The organism is Dyadobacter sp. BHUBP1, from assembly GCF_050587785.1.
Taxonomy (GTDB): Bacteria; Bacteroidota; Bacteroidia; order Cytophagales; family Spirosomataceae; genus Dyadobacter.
Genome location: NZ_JBOBIH010000003.1, coordinates 895,040 through 912,170, shown reverse-complemented (window position 1 = coordinate 912,170; position 17,131 = coordinate 895,040). Strand labels below are relative to the sequence as shown.

Annotated in this window: 18 protein-coding genes; 11 read left to right on the top strand and 7 right to left on the bottom strand. The window is 48.8% G+C overall.

Features of this window, described 5'->3' with window-relative positions:
- Positions 1-43: 43 nt before the first annotated feature.
- A complete protein-coding gene (gene folE, locus ACQ4MZ_RS16060; RefSeq protein ID WP_430846169.1) occupies positions 44-733 on the bottom strand; it encodes a GTP cyclohydrolase I FolE in 690 nt (229 codons plus the stop codon).
- Positions 693-1,109 (bottom strand): 6-pyruvoyl trahydropterin synthase family protein, encoded by a 417-nt coding sequence (locus tag ACQ4MZ_RS16055; RefSeq protein ID WP_430846167.1) that lies wholly within the window; start codon positions 1,107-1,109, stop codon positions 693-695. The genes folE and ACQ4MZ_RS16055 overlap by 41 nt, the downstream gene beginning before the upstream one ends.
- 362 nt (positions 1,110-1,471) lie before the next feature.
- Between ACQ4MZ_RS16055 and ACQ4MZ_RS16050 the strand changes: the two genes are divergently transcribed.
- The 3 genes from ACQ4MZ_RS16050 to ACQ4MZ_RS16040 are packed head-to-tail and all read left to right on the top strand — an operon-like array spanning position 1,472 to position 5,139.
- A complete protein-coding gene (locus ACQ4MZ_RS16050) occupies positions 1,472-2,767 on the top strand; it encodes a Gfo/Idh/MocA family protein (RefSeq protein ID WP_430846415.1) in 1,296 nt (431 codons plus the stop codon).
- A 58-nt stretch (positions 2,768-2,825) separates the two neighbouring features.
- A complete protein-coding gene (locus ACQ4MZ_RS16045; RefSeq protein WP_430846165.1) occupies positions 2,826-4,049 on the top strand; it encodes a sugar MFS transporter in 1,224 nt (407 codons plus the stop codon).
- 7 nt (positions 4,050-4,056) lie between these two features.
- On the top strand, positions 4,057-5,139 hold the full coding sequence (locus tag ACQ4MZ_RS16040) for a galactokinase family protein (protein WP_430846163.1): 1,083 nt from the start codon (positions 4,057-4,059) through the stop codon (positions 5,137-5,139).
- Between the two features lie 24 nt (positions 5,140-5,163).
- Here the strand turns inward: ACQ4MZ_RS16040 and ACQ4MZ_RS16035 are convergent, their stop codons facing one another.
- From ACQ4MZ_RS16035 to ACQ4MZ_RS16025, 3 genes are read right to left on the bottom strand one after another with little or no spacing between them, the layout of a single operon-like run.
- A complete protein-coding gene (locus ACQ4MZ_RS16035; protein ID WP_430846161.1) occupies positions 5,164-6,249 on the bottom strand; it encodes a T9SS type A sorting domain-containing protein in 1,086 nt (361 codons plus the stop codon).
- A gap of 4 nt (positions 6,250-6,253) precedes the next feature.
- Positions 6,254-6,658 (bottom strand): hypothetical protein, encoded by a 405-nt coding sequence (locus ACQ4MZ_RS16030; protein ID WP_430846159.1) that lies wholly within the window; start codon positions 6,656-6,658, stop codon positions 6,254-6,256.
- Between the two features lie 22 nt (positions 6,659-6,680).
- Positions 6,681-7,409, bottom strand: coding sequence for a hypothetical protein (locus tag ACQ4MZ_RS16025; RefSeq protein WP_430846157.1), 729 nt, complete (start codon positions 7,407-7,409; stop codon positions 6,681-6,683).
- Between the two features lie 317 nt (positions 7,410-7,726).
- Between ACQ4MZ_RS16025 and ispG the strand changes: the two genes are divergently transcribed.
- The 3 genes from ispG to ACQ4MZ_RS16010 are packed head-to-tail and all read left to right on the top strand — an operon-like array spanning position 7,727 to position 10,274.
- Positions 7,727-9,730, top strand: a complete 2,004-nt coding sequence (gene ispG / locus ACQ4MZ_RS16020) for a (E)-4-hydroxy-3-methylbut-2-enyl-diphosphate synthase (protein ID WP_430846155.1) — start codon at positions 7,727-7,729, stop codon at positions 9,728-9,730.
- An 8-nt stretch (positions 9,731-9,738) separates the two neighbouring features.
- Entirely contained in the window at positions 9,739-9,918 is a 180-nt protein-coding gene (locus ACQ4MZ_RS16015) for a DUF6728 family protein (protein ID WP_090379576.1), read from the top strand.
- Positions 9,915-10,274, top strand: coding sequence for an MmcQ/YjbR family DNA-binding protein (locus ACQ4MZ_RS16010; protein ID WP_430846152.1), 360 nt, complete (start codon positions 9,915-9,917; stop codon positions 10,272-10,274). Before ACQ4MZ_RS16015 ends, ACQ4MZ_RS16010 begins: the two co-directional genes overlap by 4 nt.
- A gap of 50 nt (positions 10,275-10,324) precedes the next feature.
- Here the strand turns inward: ACQ4MZ_RS16010 and gldC are convergent, their stop codons facing one another.
- A complete protein-coding gene (gldC, locus tag ACQ4MZ_RS16005) occupies positions 10,325-10,666 on the bottom strand; it encodes a gliding motility protein GldC (RefSeq protein ID WP_106595357.1) in 342 nt (113 codons plus the stop codon).
- A gap of 35 nt (positions 10,667-10,701) precedes the next feature.
- A complete protein-coding gene (locus tag ACQ4MZ_RS16000; RefSeq protein ID WP_430846150.1) occupies positions 10,702-11,427 on the bottom strand; it encodes a DUF4197 domain-containing protein in 726 nt (241 codons plus the stop codon).
- Between the two features lie 107 nt (positions 11,428-11,534).
- Between ACQ4MZ_RS16000 and ACQ4MZ_RS15995 the strand changes: the two genes are divergently transcribed.
- The 5 genes from ACQ4MZ_RS15995 to ACQ4MZ_RS15975 all read left to right on the top strand — a co-directional run bounded on the left by ACQ4MZ_RS15995 (position 11,535) and on the right by ACQ4MZ_RS15975 (position 16,765).
- On the top strand, positions 11,535-12,806 hold the full coding sequence (locus ACQ4MZ_RS15995) for a competence/damage-inducible protein A (protein ID WP_430846148.1): 1,272 nt from the start codon (positions 11,535-11,537) through the stop codon (positions 12,804-12,806).
- Between the two features lie 64 nt (positions 12,807-12,870).
- On the top strand, positions 12,871-14,172 hold the full coding sequence (locus tag ACQ4MZ_RS15990) for a dihydrolipoamide acetyltransferase family protein (protein ID WP_430846146.1): 1,302 nt from the start codon (positions 12,871-12,873) through the stop codon (positions 14,170-14,172).
- Complete coding sequence (locus tag ACQ4MZ_RS15985; RefSeq protein WP_430846144.1) at positions 14,172-14,705, top strand: 5' nucleotidase, NT5C type; 534 nt, start codon at positions 14,172-14,174, stop codon at positions 14,703-14,705. The genes ACQ4MZ_RS15990 and ACQ4MZ_RS15985 overlap by 1 nt, the downstream gene beginning before the upstream one ends.
- Positions 14,702-15,379 carry a response regulator gene (locus ACQ4MZ_RS15980; RefSeq protein WP_291202765.1) on the top strand — a complete coding sequence of 226 codons (678 nt, stop codon included), beginning with the start codon at positions 14,702-14,704 and terminating at the stop codon, positions 15,377-15,379. Before ACQ4MZ_RS15985 ends, ACQ4MZ_RS15980 begins: the two co-directional genes overlap by 4 nt.
- A gap of 3 nt (positions 15,380-15,382) precedes the next feature.
- Positions 15,383-16,765, top strand: coding sequence for a sensor histidine kinase (locus ACQ4MZ_RS15975; RefSeq protein ID WP_430846142.1), 1,383 nt, complete (start codon positions 15,383-15,385; stop codon positions 16,763-16,765).
- Positions 16,766-17,131 lie beyond the last annotated feature (366 nt).

Below are 17,131 nucleotides of genomic sequence, written 5' to 3'. Positions count from 1 at the left end.
GGTGTTGTCATTTATGGTCAGATATAGTCAGATGCTGTTCGAATTACATCCCGAGATAGGCGAGAAACTCCTTCTTAGTCGTCTCCTCCTCGAACTTACCGCCATAATAGGCAGTAACCGTCGAGCTACCCGAGTCGCGGATCCCGCGTGACTGTACACACATGTGCTGTGCGTCGATTACCACGGCTACGTCCTCGGTTTGTAACGCCTCTTTCAGTTCATTGGCGATCTGCACTGTAAGCCGCTCCTGTACCTGCGGACGTTTCGAATAGTATTCTACAATGCGGTTCAATTTCGACAAGCCGATTACCTTCCCGCTTGAAATGTAGGCAACGTGCGCCTTGCCGTAAATCGGTACGAAATGATGCTCGCAGTTCGAGAATACCGAAATATCCTTCTCGACGAGCATTTGGTTATATTTATATTTATTGTCAAAAAGGGCGATAGAAGGCTTGTTTTTGGGGTCGAGGCCGCTGAAAACCTCCTTGATGTACATTTTCGCAACCCTTTTCGGCGTGCCTTTCAGGCTATCGTCCGTAAGATCGAGGCCCATGATCTCCATAATGTGGCGGAAATGCTTCTCGATCAACTCCATTTTAAGCTCGTCCTCCATCGCGAACGCGTCCTTGCGGAGGGGAGTCTCTATTCCTGAAAACAAATGATCGTCACCAACCTCTTCGATGTCCAAAGCTTCACTGGACTGGATACTCGACAAAATTCCGTTCTGTTTCATATAATCTGATTTTCAGGTCGAGACCTGCTTCAATTTTGGGTCTTATAATTGAATAAATAACGATCGCAATATTCTCTGCGGTCGGATTGAGGGTTTTGAATTCTTCAACGTCGAGATTAAGGTTCCGGTGATCGAACCGGTCGATAACAGATTCCTTCAATATGGCGCTCAACACTTTCATGTCGATCACATAGCCGGTTTCGGGATCAACAGGGCCCGTCACCTGCACGATCAGCTCATAATTATGCCCGTGAAAGTTGGGATTATTGCATTTTCCAAAAACTTCCCTGTTCTTTTCCTCCGGCCATTCCGGATTATGAAGACGATGAGCTGCATTGAAGTGCTCCTTCCGGAACACCGCCACCTTTTGCACCATATTTTAAACCACTTAAAATTTTCGTTTGCCTTAAATGTCGTTACAAAGTTTGTGTCCAACACATTTAAGGGTTCGAGCATGCTGTGAGTCGCTCTCAGAAGTCTCTTGCTTTGGGTAAACGCTGTAAGCTAACAAATTGTTCACGGCAATCCTATTTAGTGTTACCTGGATGCGTCCGCATTGTCAATTTTTAATTAATAAAAAAATTTAAAAATCTGGCATTTGCATGTAAATTGCAGCCCGGGATTAAGTAAGACCAAATAATCTTTTACCAACTGTGTCGGTAACATTCAACGGATTTTGATATGGATAGACGTGATTTTCTGCAAAAAACAGCACTGGCCGCGCCCGTCGCGGGGATGATGCCATCGCTTCATCTGAAAAAGGAAAAACCGGCAGGAAATGTACGTTTAGGATTTATCGGCGTCGGGCTGCGGGGCCGCAACCATGTGGAGCAGGCCCTCTTCCGCCCGGATGTAGAGATCAACGCGATTTGCGACATCGATCCTGAGGCCGTCAATATCACCCTCGATAAAATCAAAAAGGCCGGTCGTAAAGCACCGGTGGTATACTCCAAAGGTGAGGAGGATTTTATGAACCTTGTCAAGCGCGACGATCTCGACGGTGTACTCATTGCTACGCCCTGGCAATGGCACGTACCAATGGCACTGGCTTCGATGAATGCAGGAAAATATACCGCTGTGGAGGTTTCTGCGACCGTAACATTGCAGGAATCGTGGGATTTGGTCAATACTTTCGAAAAGACCGGCTCGCATTGCATGATCCTCGAAAACGTGTGCTACCGCCGCGATGTGATGGCCATCCTGAAAATGATCCGGGCAGGTATGTTCGGCGAAATGACCTACGCGCATTGCGGGTACCAGCACGATTTGCGGGGCATCAAGTTCAACACGGGTAAAAGCAATGAAGGCCACGGTGTCGAATTCGGTACAAAAGGGTTTTCGGAAGCTAAATGGCGTACCCAGCACTCGGTTGACCGCAACGGCGACCTCTACCCTACCCACGGCCTCGGCCCGGTAGCGCATTGGCTAGATATCAACCGGGGTAACTGTTTTACATACCTGACATCCATGGCCACCAAATCGCGAGGTTTGCATAAATATATCGTAGATCACGGCGGGAAGGATCATCCCAATGCGAAAGTAAATTTCAAACTGGGCGACATTGTAACCACGATGATCCAATGCTACAACGGCGAAAACATCGTGCTCATTCACGATACCAATTCGCCTCGTCCCTACTCCCTCGCATTCCGCGCACAGGGTACCGAGGGGATCTGGATGAACGACGGCCACACGATTTACCTCGAAGGCATATCACCCAAAGAGCATATCGGCGAACCCGATAAGCCATATCTGGACAAAAACGACCACCCGCTTTGGGCAAAATATGCCAAAGAAGCGGAGAATGCCGGTCACGGAGGAATCGATTACTTCGTACTACGCGGATTTGTAGAGGCCATCAAGCGCAAAACCGCCCCGCCGATCGACGTTTACGATGCAGCCGTATGGAGCGCCATTAGTCCGCTTTCCGAACTCTCCATCGCCCGCGGAAGCTCGCCCGTTGAGATCCCGGACTTTACGCGGGGAAAATGGCGAACAAACAAGCGGATATTTGGCCTGAATGATGAATATTGAGTATTATAACAAACCAAATACAGAATAACCTGAACAACCTTTTCCAAATACGACTTAAATGAGCAAAAAGAACAGTTACCTGGGTCCCCTCTTCATTATCGGCATTCTATTCTTTGTGATGGGTTTCGTCACATGGGTTAACGGAACACTGATCACCTTCTTCAAAAAAGCATTCTCCCTCGACAACACCAGTTCCTACCTGGTAACGTTCGCGTTTTTCATTTCCTACACCGTCATGGCGATCCCGTGTTCGATGGTTTTGAAAAAAACCGGTTTCAAAAACGGTATGTCGCTGGCGCTCGGCGTGATGGCAGTAGGTACGCTGATATTCATTCCGGCTGCGGAAATGGCTTCTTATCCATTGTTCCTGGTGGGGCTTTTCACGATCGGGATCGGTCTTACCGTGCTGCAAACCGCCTCTAACCCTTACGCAACGATCCTCGGCCCGCGCGAAAGCGCCGCACAGCGGATCAGCATAATGGGTATTGCCAATAAATCGGCCGGTATTTTCAGCCAGATTATTTTTGGTAAACTGCTCCTCGCAGGCGCGTCTACGGGCGATCCCAAATCGGAGCTTGACAAAGTTGCGATGCCGTATCTGGTATTGACAGCAGTACTTATTGCATTGGCACTCATTATCAGAATGTCGAAAGGGCTTGTGGAAGTAAGTGAAGAAGAGGACGATGCGCCAGTCGCGGCTCAGCAGGCGACAGCCCAGAAAACCAGCGTTTTGCAATTTCCTAACCTTGTGTTGGGCGTACTCGCATTGTTCTGCTATGTAGGTGCAGAGGTGATCGCGGGTGACACGATCATCAGCTATGGTGTTTCGCTCGGCTTTCCTGAGGAAGAGGCCCGTTTGTTCGGGACTTTTACATTGTATGGTATGATGGCAGGCTATTTGCTTGGTATCGTGTTGATACCTAAGTATGTATCGCAACAAGCTTATTTGAAATTCTCGGCTATTCTTGGTTTGGTAGTTACTGTAATCGCGGTCAACTCTACCGGCTTCACTTCCGTGCTTTGCATCGCGATCCTTGGTTTTGCCAACGCGGTAATCTGGCCCGCATTATGGCCATTGGCGTTGAGCGGGCTGGGTAAATTCACAAAAATCGCTTCTGCATTGCTCGTAATGGGTATTTCCGGCGGCGCAGTATTACCTTTGGTGTACGGAAGCATCGCCGACTCGATCGGCAGTACGCAGAAAGCTTACTGGATTTTGGTTCCACTTTACATTTATATGCTGTATTTCGGCTACATAGGCCACAAAAAGAAAAGCTGGTAGTTTAACAATGAGGATTTCGACTCCCGGCCGCATTTGCTTTTTCGGGGAACACCAGGATTATCTGGGGCTCCCCGTAATTGCAGCGGCCATATCGCGTAGGATTAGCGTTGACGGCGGTTATCGCGATGATCAAAAAATAGTATTGCATTTGCGCGATCTGGGCACTCAAGAAGCGTTTTCTCTCGACACAACTTTCCCTTACGTCAAGCCGCGCGACTATTTCCGCAGTACGATCAATGTGGTCAAAAGACGGGGATTAACATTCTCGAAAGGCTTTGAAGCGACTATTCACGGCAATATTCCCATCAATTCGGGCACATCCAGCTCCTCAGCGCTGATTGTTTCGTGGGCGAAGTTTTTGGATCAGTTGAGCGATAATCCGCTCAATTTTTCTAAAAAAGAACTCGGAGAAATCGCCAACGCGGCCGAAGTATTGGAATTCGGCGAACCAGGCGGCATGATGGATAACTATTCAACCGCCATCGGTAATGTCATTTACCTCGAATCGACGCCGGTCATCAAGGTAGAAGCTCTGACACCCAAGCTCGGCACCTTCGTCCTCGGCGATTCTTTGGAACCGAAGGACACTCTAGGCATTATCGCCCGCTGCCGTTACGGAATGGAAGATGTGATCAAAATCGTCACCGATTACGACCCGTCCTTTTCCATCTTCACAACACCGATCGAAAAGGTAAGCGATTACAAATCAATACTTTCTACTGACCAGCTGGGGCTACTGAAAGCCAACATCGAAGACCGGGACATCCTGGTTGAAGGTAAAGCCCTGCTGATCGACAGCGCAGAAGACCACGCAAGCCAGAATTTCGATAAGCATTTCGGCAGCCTGCTCTACAAGCACTACCAAAATCTCCGCGACCACAAACGCACCTCCACCCCAAAAATCGAACGCATGATGAACGCCGCACTCGGTGCCGGCGCATTAGGCGGCAAGATCAACGGCTCAGGCGGAGGGGGCTGCATGTTCGCCTACGCACCCACGCACGCGGAAGAAGTGGCCGAAGCCATCGAACGCGAAGGCGGCAAGAGTTATATTATTACAGTTGACGAAGGCACCCGGGTCGAAGGATAACCGACCCGGGGCGCCTTGGTCGCCTTATTTCTCAATCAGTACTCGCTTCGTTTGCACCGTTCCGTCCTCGAAAGCTGCCTTCAAGTAGTATGTTCCTTTCAACCCCGCATTCAATTTGACGGTTGTCAGGTTTCCTTCCCCATTTGGTAAATAGTCGTGTAAAACCCGCTGCTGATTATCCAGAAGGCTAATTTTCGTTATCCGGTTGACCTGATTATCCAGATTCACGGCTTGAATATCCTCCGGAGCTTCCGATGAAATTGTGATGACTTCTTCGACCTCAGCCGGGTTGGGATAAACCTGCATTTTAGCACTGCTTGGTTTGAAGAATGTAAACGAATGCCGCGGTGCTCCGCAAAATGCAATTGAAAGACCGCCATTGTTGGAAGGGCCATTGAATGTAAAATTCACTGTACCTGAATTTTGATTGTTGATGATTGTACTCGCGGCCGTTGAAGTAAATGTTGGCCCGGTATCAGGGTCAAGCCCCCAGAATATCTGCATATTATGTGCGCCCCAGGTGGTATTTTGGAAACTTCCGGAAATTAGGTTTCCGTCGAGGTAGACGCTTGTTAATGGCGGAGCGTATTTGCAGGTCCAGTAACTGGATGGGACGCCATAACCGGGCATTACATCGTTTGCATTATGCTTGACGAGCGGTCCCGCCCCCCATTTCGAAATATATTTACCTAAATCATAAGTAGTTACGGCGGAGTGGTCTCCAGAATATCGAACTCGCAGTTTACCCTGAGTTCCACTATAAATGGTCTGAGTATAGCTCGGATTTACACCAGATATATAGGGAGTAACTCCTCCATGTGTTACCTGATCGATACCAATTTTGTTTCCACCTGTTGAAACGTGCCATGCGTAACCATGGCAGTTGTACTGCCGGGTATAGTCATTCAACACCACACAACTCGGCCCATAAAATCCGTTTTTAATATCATTTTGAAACGATTGTAGCTGAGCATTGGTGTTTGGCCAGGCGTCGAGGTATGCGAATAATGCGCTGGTTGGCACTTGTACGCCGTTGGGAGTATTGACTTGTCCCCGGGTTTCTGCTGAGATGATCCCGAGAAGTAAAACATAGGCTGTAAAGTATTTCATTTGATCAATATTTAGCTTCCAATAACACTGTCATCAATTTATTCTGCCCATAGAACTCGTTATAGTGAATGCTCACTTCACCAATCGTTTTCCCATCACAATTAAATATGTAAGACATGGGCGATGAAAGCGACGGATTTTCAAAAGCGAGGTAATACTTATCTCGATACTGATATACCGCGACCCGTAACGGCCCCTGCTTGGGAACCTGGAAAAAGGCCAGTTGATCTTTTATCCAAGGCTCTGTTTCAAGCGACTCCTTTGTGAAGCACGATTCACCCGTCTCGAATTCCTTAATTTCAGTTTCTGTACAAGACGCGCCGATCAACAGAAGTGCAATCTTTATGAAGGCCACCGGCCTAATTATTAACGCATTCCGCCATATTTCAAATAGTCCTAATGCTTTCATAACTTTTGATTTTTAGTGTAGCTTAATGGTTTTTAAGATACTCCGTTAACTTACTCAGCAACAGTTCGATGAGATGCGGTTCCCGCGTAATCAGTCTTTCCCGAAACGCATTAATACGGTCCGCATCATAACTGCTTTCCAATATGTCAACACCTAATGAAAGCATCACCTTATCAAAGATGTAAGCACTAACCGCATCCGAAATGCCGCCAAATACATCCCGATACCGTTGCTTAATGGCCAACTGAGCATACAGTCGCTTCAAAAAGTCAATCCTCTCTTGTGTAGACAGTTGATTCAAAAGCGCATTATCGCTTATCATAATCTCTAAACCAATCCATTTCAGGGAATACGCACCCATTTCCGCGCTATCCGCAAAGGCCTCCATCTTGCTAAAATCTTCCCTGAAATAGATTTCGCAAGCGGCCTTCATCGCATCAGGCCGCTTCCTAAACTCCTCGAACCCATTAAATCCTTCCAACGCGAACCCCAACCCTTCCAACGGACTATCATGCGCGACATAACTCCGAAAAAACGGATGCTCCATCGTAATCAGCAGCAATTCCTCCGTACTCAGCGTTTTCAGGTCGATTCCTGCGATCTGGCAGGCATTCTGCCGTTCGGCGACAGACGTAAGCGCATTCCAGCATTCGGTTCCCGGCTTGCAGGGATAATTCCATCGCAAAGGTGTTTGCGCGGCGAGAGTGAATGAAATCAAAATAATGATCAGGCATAAACTGATTTTTTCCATATAGCTCTGGTTTACATGAGGAATAATACATGCGAGTGTCGCCCTCATTGGGGCGGGAAAACCGGAAAGTTGAGCTATTGATTTGCCGTGAACTGGCGGTGACAGGCGATGCAAATATTTACCTTTTCAAATACAAAACATAATTATTTTATTACATATGTGTGTCTGGCCGGAACTAGTGTACAAGCGGTTGTTGTGTAGAAGGATTATGACTCCAACAAGCAACGGTTACAAAGCCATCAGCGAAAATCGAAAAATGCACCATTGGCATTCCAATTGTGTTTTAGTTTTAAGACCTTTGTCGATATGACCATTCAATGACCGTGATTACACCTTCTGAACAAAAAACCAATATTTACTGCCCATCGCTGACGGCCTATGAACGGCGCAAGACGATCTCCATTCATATCGGCGATATCCCGATGGGCTCCGATTACCCGATCCGCGTGCAGTCGATGACGACAGTGGATACGATGGACACGCAAGGCTCCATCGACGAGGTGATCCGGATGGTGGAATCGGGTTGCGAGTATGTACGCATCACGGCGCCGAGCGTGAAAGAGGCCCAGAATCTGGAAAATATCCGCAACGGACTGCGTAAGCTGGGCATTCAGGTGCCGCTCATCGCCGATATACATTTCACGCCCAATGCCGCCGAACTGGCCGCCCGCATCGTCGAAAAGGTGCGCATTAACCCGGGTAACTATGCCGACCGCAAGCGTTTCGAGGTGATCGATTATACCGATGCTTCGTATGCCGCCGAGCTGGAAAGAATCCGGGAGAAGTTTATTCCCCTGGTCAAAATCTGCAAGGAATATGGCACTGCCATGCGCATTGGAACGAACCATGGATCGCTTTCGGACCGTATTTTGAGCCGTTACGGCGATACGCCGCTGGGCATGGTGGAATCGGCGCTGGAATTTTTGCGGATTTGTGAAGAATTCCATTATTACAATATCGCGTTGTCGATGAAGTCGAGCAACACGCAGGTAATGGTGGAAGCCTACCGCTTGCTGGTACAAAGGCTCGACGAGGAGGGTTTGAAGCCTTACCCGCTGCACTTGGGCGTTACCGAGGCTGGCGAGGCGGAAGATGGCCGCATTAAGTCGGCGGTCGGGATCGGGACTTTGCTGGAAGATGGCCTGGGCGATACGGTACGCGTTTCACTGACCGAAGCACCGGAAAAAGAGGCTCCCGTGGCCCGTGCGTTAATCGAACGGTATACAACGCGTGCGACGCACGCGCCCATAGAGCCGATCGACCATTGCCCGATCAACCCATTCCAGTATACGCGCCGTGATACCGGGGAAGTTTACAATATCGGTCATTTGAATGTGCCACGTGTGATTGCCGACTATTCCAATATCGAGGTCCAGCAATTGGATGACCTCAAAAGCATTGGCCACTTCTTCCTTCCGGTCCCTGATAAATGGGCCATGAACGACCAGGGGGCCGACTTCATTTACACAGGCCGAAAACCGGTGCCTTTCATGCTACCCAATGGCCTGCGCGAAATTCTTGACTATCCCCAGTGGCAGGTACACGTTGAAAAGCACATTAAATTCCCACTATTCGATGCAGCGGAATGGAATTCGGCAACGGAAGTTTCTTCCGAACTCAATTTTATTAAAGGAGATATCCACGCATTCGACGAAGCATTTCTAAATGCTATTTCAGACAAAAACAACATTGTACTCGTGCTTCACACGCATAATGCGCATGCGATGCCGGAAATGCGGAGGTTCTTCTATAAACTGACAGAGCTTCGCATTAAAACGCCGGTAATCATTAACCGGAGCTATGAAACAGACCTTGGCGACAAACTGACATTATATTCCGCAACAGACATCGGTGGTTTGCTCGTGGACGGTTTCGGTGATGGAACGTTACTTTCGCCTGAGTTTGCGGAAGGCACGGAGCACGCCGATAAACTGAAAGCCGCCGCTTCCTATAACAGCATTGCATTCGGTATTTTGCAGGCGGCGCGCACGCGGATGTCAAAAACGGAATACATTTCCTGCCCTTCCTGCGGACGTACCTTGTTCGATTTGCAGGAGACTACGGCGATGATCCGCAAGCATACGGAGCATTTGAAAGGTGTGAAAATCGGTATAATGGGCTGTATTGTAAACGGCCCGGGCGAAATGGCCGATGCAGACTACGGTTACGTAGGTATGGGCAAGGACAAAATTGCGTTGTACCGCGGGCAGGAAGTGATCAAGCGGTCGGTGCATTCGTCCAAAGCGGTGGAAGAGCTGATCGGGCTAATCCGGGAAGATGGCCGGTGGATTGAGCCGGAGGAACGTGAAATTTTGGTTTAAACAATACAATGAAAAAATACTTTCAACTGGGCGAAGTGTTTTCCTACTTCATTCGCGTCTTCAAAAAACGCGATCCGAATAACCCCGATTCGTTCAACCTGCGCATGATGCACGGGATTAACCGTATCTCGATCGTCATGTTCCTGATTTGTGTCATTATCATGATTGTCAGAGCTTTAACACGATGAACCTTGAAACGCTGCGGGACTACTGCCTGAAATTACCCGGCGTAACGGAAGAACTGCCGTTCGGTCCGGACACACTGGTTTTTAAAGTAATGGGAAAGGTCTTCCTGCTCACACCGCTCGATACGCCGCAGCATCAGTTCAATGCGAAATGCGACCCGGAAAAGGCCGAAGAACTAAGAGAAAAATATCCCGACGTGAAGCCGGGATATCATATGAATAAAAAGCATTGGAATACCGTGTATGTGACGGGCAGCATTCCGAGTGATGAGCTGTTCAGCTGGGTGAAAGATTCCTATGACCTGGTAGCGGCCAGTTTGCCCAAGAAAACGCAGGAAGAATTGAAAAACATTGGCTGACAAACCTTTCCTACGGTGCGGAGCACCGCAATAATTGTGGTTGCAATTATCTATTTCGCCGCCTTCATCTCCTCATCCAGGCGCTTGCTCAAAGTATCGCAAACCCCTTCGATCATGTCAGCCATGCCGCGGTCGTTGGTAGCCGTCAGCAAAGTGTCCGCGATACCGCTCATAAGTTCGATATAGAAGCGCTTCATTTCAAAAACTTCCATATCCTTGGTCCAGAGGTCGATTTTCAGTGTTCCGCGGTGGTAATGGTCCCACACACCGATCGCGATGGCGCGCGTGTCGTTGATACCCTCGTTCGGGTTGTCGGTCGCGTCCCAAAAGATCTTCTCCGGTATATTTTTTTCGTCAAGTTCAACGGTGAAATGTATTTCTGACTTTTTCATATTGAGGTGTTAATTTTTACAAAAGTAAGCAAAACTCATTTGCCTGCCTGCTTGAACACTTTTTTCAGCAAATCGGTCACCCGGGCACCCGGATTTTCGCGGATTTTCTTTTCTTCCTGCGCAATCAGCACGTAAAGGCCGTCGATCGTCTTTTGTGTAGCATACTGTTTCAAATCAGGATTTACCTTTTTGACCAATGGGATCTGGTTGTAAGTTTTGACTATGTCGGCGTAGTATTCAGTGGCCTTATTGAGGTTCAAAGTACTGTCGACAACCGGAAAGAACGTTTTGAAAAGCTCATCGTTGGTCGATTTCTTCAAATACTGCGTGGCAGCATCGTCCTGGCCTTTCAAAATGCTCAGCGCGTCGGGTACCGTCATCGAAGTAATCGCTTTCACGAAAATCGGTTTGGATTTCTTGGCGGCATCTTCGGCAGCACGGTTGAGCGACAATGTAAATTTATCGACCTCGGCACCGAGGCCCATTTTGCGCAATGCATCCGCAACTTTCTGCGCTTCCGGCGGTACCGCGATTTTGATCAGCTCGTTTTTAAAGAAGCCATCCACTTTTGAAGCCGACTCCGAACCGTTGCTGATGCCTACATTCAATGCCTCTTTCAAGCCCAGAACGATCTCATTCTCACTGAGTCCGCCACTCTTTCCACTACCCTTTCCAAGCAGCTTACCGAGGTTGAACTGCGCCTGCGAAGTGTGTCCTAAAATGAGCCAAAACAGCGTTAACGAAAGGATTTTGTATTTCATTACAATAGAGTTTGTTAATATTTCACTACGGTTCAAACGTACTCAATAACGATTAATTTTACTTATTTTTGGGAAAATAACGGTTCCATTTAACCTGCTTTCAACCTATGATTTCCTCTGCCAGGGCTGAAATAATCACGATCGGTGACGAGATTCTTTTTGGTCAGATCGTCGACACGAATACACAATGGATTGGCACCCAACTCACTGACATCGGCATCCGTCCGGCAAGAAAAACATCCGTTGGCGACAATAAGCAGGATATTCTAGACGCGCTCAAGCAGGCGAGCCAGCGGGTGAACGTGGTGATCGTGACAGGCGGCCTCGGACCCACGCGTGACGATATTACCAAGCACACCTTCTGCGAATATTTCGGGACGGAGCTGGAAATCTACCAGGATGCCCTTACGTTGGTCACCGAGTTCTTCGCGAAACGCGGCCGCGCTATGACCGAAATGAACACCCAGCAGGCAGCACTCCCCAAAAATGCTACCTACATCCCTAACCTCTGGGGTACCGCCCCGGGCATGTGGTTCGAAAAGGATGGGGTCATTTACGTTTCGCTGCCTGGTGTGCCTTATGAAATGAAGAATTTAATGGAGTTTGAGATTCTGCCAAGACTGAAAGCGCGGTTTTCGACCCATATTATTCAGCACAAGCAAATCCGCACGATTGGCATTGGCGAATCCTTCCTCGCTGAGAAAATTTCGAACTGGGAAGACGCATTGCCCGAACATATTAAGCTGGCCTATCTGCCCCATTTCGGCCAGGTAAAGCTCCGGCTTACCGGCACCGGAACAGACCAGGCCGTTTTGGAAAAGCAGCTGGACGAACAAGTAGCATTGGTACTCCCGCTGATCGAAGAATATGTTTTCGGCTATGATTCGGATGAACTGGAAACGGTGATCGGAACACTACTGATGAGCAACAATGCAACCATCGGTACGGCGGAAAGCTGCACGGGCGGATATGTGGCCAATCAGATCACGAGCGTTCCGGGCTCATCGCGCTACTACGAAGGCTCGGTGGTAAGTTACAGCAATGATGTAAAAATAAGTGTACTCGGCGTCTCGCGCGAAACGCTGGAAGCCTATGGAGCAGTGAGCGAACAAACTGCCCGTGAAATGGCCGAAGGTGCAAGGCGTGTGCTCAATACTACGTTCGCCATTTCTACAACCGGTATCGCAGGTCCCGACGGCGGCACGCCGGAAAAGCCGGTAGGTACCGTATGGATCGCATGTGCGACGCCGGAGGAAACATTTACCCAACTGCTTACATTACGGAACAACAGAAAAATCAATATAGAACTAACCTGTTCTTACGCGCTCAACCTGCTGAGAAAAACGATTTTAAAAACTTCTCTGGCGGTAAAAGGGTAAACGAAGATCAGGACCATAGAGGTAACGAAAGCATGTTTTCATTACCTTCGAAAAAACACCATTTATGAAAATAGTTGAAATGGTAATGCCTCCGATGGGGGAAAGCATCATGGAATGCACCGTGCTACACCTGCTTGCAGAAGAAGGTGCAAAGGTGCGCATCGATGACTCCATCCTGGAAGTGGCTACCGATAAAGTAGATACCGAAGTCCCCTGCCCTTACGAGGGAACACTCACCAAATGGCTTGTCAAAGTCGACGACGTGGTGCCGATCGGCAGCGCTGTAGCACAAATTGAAGTGGCCGATGACGTAGTTGCACAGGATGCAGGCTCACCGGTGCTGGTAGGTGTAGAAGAAGACATTGACGTGGCTGCGACGGTAGCCGCACTTGAAAAAGATTTCCAAACGGCTGTTAGCAGAACCCCAGAGCCGGCTTATGAATATGCCCCAGCCAATTCTGAAGTCAATTCGTTCTATTCTCCACTTGTGCTAAGCATTGCGCGTGAGGAACAGATTCCAGTCGATGAACTGAAGGTAATCAAAGGAACCGGGCTCGAAAACCGCGTTACAAAGGACGATATTCTGTCGTATGTCGAACATCGTCGAAAAAAAGGCCCTGCGATTGCCCCAGCTCCGACCACTTCGCTGAACGGCAGCAATGAGATCATCGAAATGGACCGTATGCGGAAGATGATTTCGCAACGGATGGTGGAGTCGAAACGGATTTCGGCGCACGTTACTTCATTCATCGAAACGGATATGACGCCGGTGGTAGGCTGGCGCGAGCACGTGAAGACCGAGTACCGCAAAAAGACTGGCGATAGCATCACCTTCACTCCTATCCTGATCGAAGCGGTGGTGAAGGCGATTAAGGATTACCCGCTGATCAACATTTCGGTGGAGGGCGACAAGATCATTAAAAAGAAAGACATTAATATAGGAATGGCTGTGGCCTTGCCGGATGGAAACCTCATCGTGCCGGTCATTCACAATGCCGACCGGTACGATCTGCCGGGCCTCGCGCGCAAGGTGAACGACCTCGCGAAGCGTGCACGGGAGAACCGCCTGAAAGCCGACGACCTTGCCGGAGGAACTTACACCGTTTCCAACATCGGTGCGTTCTCGAACCTGATGGGCACGCCGATTATCGTGCAGCCGCAGGTGGCAATAATGGCATTTGGGGCTATTAAAAAGAAACCCGCTGTGATTGAAACACCCCAGGGCGACCTGATCGGTATCCGCAGCATGATGTTCGTCTCGCATTCGTACGACCACCGCGTGGTGGACGGCTCGCTGGGCGGCCTGTTCCTGAAACGCGTGAACGATTACCTCGAAAATTTCGACATTAGCCGAACCATAATCTGATGCTGAGATTGACCCTCGACATGGACGATGTGCTGGCGAACACCCACGAAAAGCTGGTCGACATTGTCCTTGCCGATTTTTCGACCACATTGCACCGCGAGGATTTTCAAACCAAAGGTTTGCGGGAATTGCTGCATCCGAAACAGCTTTCGAAGCTGCATAAGATCATGGATACGCCCGGTTTTTTCGCAGATATCGAGGTAAAGGAAGGGGCTATTGAAACGGTTCACAAGCTTTCAAAGTACTATGAATTGTTCGTGGCGACGGCCTGCATGGAATTTCCGAACTCGTTCCGCGACAAGTTCGATTGGCTCAAAAAACACTTTCCATTTATCCCGTGGACGAATGTGGTTTTTTGTGGGTATAAAAGCATTATCCAGTCGGACTACCTGATAGACGACCATGTACGCAACCTGGCGGCGTTCAAAGGGAAAGGCATTCTTTTTTCATCCCCGCACAACCTCCGTGAAACAGCCTACAAGCGCGTTTCAAACTGGAAGGAAGTGTCGGAATTATTTTTGCACAGCGTATGAAACTGTTACTGATCGAGGACGAGCCAAAAACACTGCAGTCGATACGGCAAGGGCTGGAAGAGAATGGGTATGAAGTCGATATTGCCTACGACGGGCTGATTGGAAAACAGCTCGCGCGCAGCAACGTTTATCAGCTCATTATCAGCGACATTATCATTCCCGGTATTAACGGCATAGAACTTTGCCGCGAAATCCGCAGCTGGGGCGACGAGACGCCGATATTAATGCTCACCGCCCTCGGTACGACCGACGATAAAGTAACGGGCCTCGACGCCGGCGCGGACGATTACCTCGTCAAACCATTTGAATTTAAAGAACTCCTCGCACGCGTACGCGCCCTCACGAAGCGCGGCTCGACCGTTTCTCACACAGCGCAGGTGTTGCGTTTTGCAGACCTGGAAGTTTCGCTGGATGCGAAAACCGTTTATCGCTCGGGGAATAAGATCAATCTGACGGCGCGGGAGTTCAATCTGCTGGTGTATCTCATCCGTAATCAGGGAAGGGTTATCTCAAAGGTCGAGATCGCCGAGCAGGTCTGGGATATCGGTTTCGACACGGGTACCAATGTCATTGAAGTATATGTAAATTACCTTCGCAAGAAGATCGACAAAGATTATCCCGTGAAACTCATCCACACGCAATTTGGAATGGGTTATGTGCTCAAAGTAGAATAAGCTATGCAAATACGCACCCGACTTACGGTTCAGTTTTCCTTGCTGGTAAGCGGTATTTTGCTGGTCACCTTTCTGGCCGTCTACTTTTTTACCTATTATAATGTTACCGAGGACTTTTACGACCGGCTCCGCTCGAAAGCGAAGTCGCAGGCAGAACTTTTGCTAAAAGTACAGGTGCCGCTCATCAATGCGGAAGTACTCAAAGCCCTCGACGAAACCAACCGCGACCTCATTTACGACGAAAACATCTTCATTTTCGACGAAAAGAACCGGCTTATTTACAGTAACTCCACGACCCCGCAGCTCAAAGCACTGCACGTTTCCAATTACTGGCTCGACGAAATCCGCAAAGCCGGCCAGATCCGCTATAATGACGGCGATTATAAAGTGGTAGGACTTTACTACAAATACCCTTTCAACAAAGCCGTGGTTATGCTCGGGGCCAAGGACTTGTACGGGCAGGCGAACCTTTCAAACCTCAAAACGCTGCTTACCGTATTATACCTTGTCGTAACGTTCGTAGTGGCAATCGTGGGATGGATATTCTCCAAACGTGCATTAAGGCCTATTTCAAAGGTAATGAATGCGGTGGAAGGCATTTTGCCCCAAAAACTCGACACCCGCCTCAATGTACCCAACCAGAAAGACGAGATCGGACGGTTGACCATCACTTTCAATAAGCTCCTCGACCGCATTGAAACAGCTTTTCAAATGCAGAAAATCTTTGTCGCGAACGTCTCGCACGAACTGAAAAATCCGTTGACAAAGATTAAATCACAGCTGGAAGTGAGCATGCTCAAAGAGCGAAACCCGGCCGAGTACCAGATGACGATCCGCTCCGTATTGGAAGATATTCAGGAGTTGGGGCAGCTTTCCAATACACTGCTAGAACTTGCAAAAGTCAGCGAAGACCAGCGTGACCTGCTCACGGAGCTCATCCGCGTCGACGACCTCCTTCTCGACTGCCGCATGAACCTCGCCCAGGCTAACCCGACCTACAACATCCAGCTCAATTTCGACGAACTTCCGGAAGACGATACCTGGCTCGAAATCACCGGCAATTCAACGCTGCTTAAAACCGCGTTCCTGAACCTGATGGACAATGCTTGCAAATTTTCGGACGACAATGCTGTGACCGTCTGCCTGCTACCCTCCCGTGGACAACTGGGGCTTACGTTTTCGGACAGCGGGAAGGGTATTCCCGATAAAGACAAGAGTCTCGTTTTCCAGCCATTCTATCGCAGCGACAACACGGCGAACATCAAAGGCTACGGCATCGGACTTTCACTCGTAGAGCGCATCGTAAAGCTGCACAATGGCAGTATCAGCATTCAATCCAACGTTCCGAAAGGCACGACATTTCGCTTAACTTTTTTGCGCCTCTAAGGAAATTCTAACTTATTATTAACGCCTTTCTAAGTATTGTTGATCTTATTTGTAATGTCGACGGGGCGAAACAACCGCCGGACGACAAACTCAAAGGATTTCATTTTTTGTGGTGTTAATAAGCAAACTTGGCAGGTGTCTCTCACGCCTGCCAATTTTTTTGTCATTTGTGGTCAGGTATGGTCATTGGGAGTCAGGTGTTGTCATTTGTAGTCAGGTGTGGTGATTGATATAAAAAGAGAGGAGAAACTGGCCGACTGACCAAATTCTCCTCCCAACCTTTCAATGACTATTATATGATTATCAATGACAATACATGACTACCAATGACAACACCTGACCACTTCTGACCACAAAACGATCAGA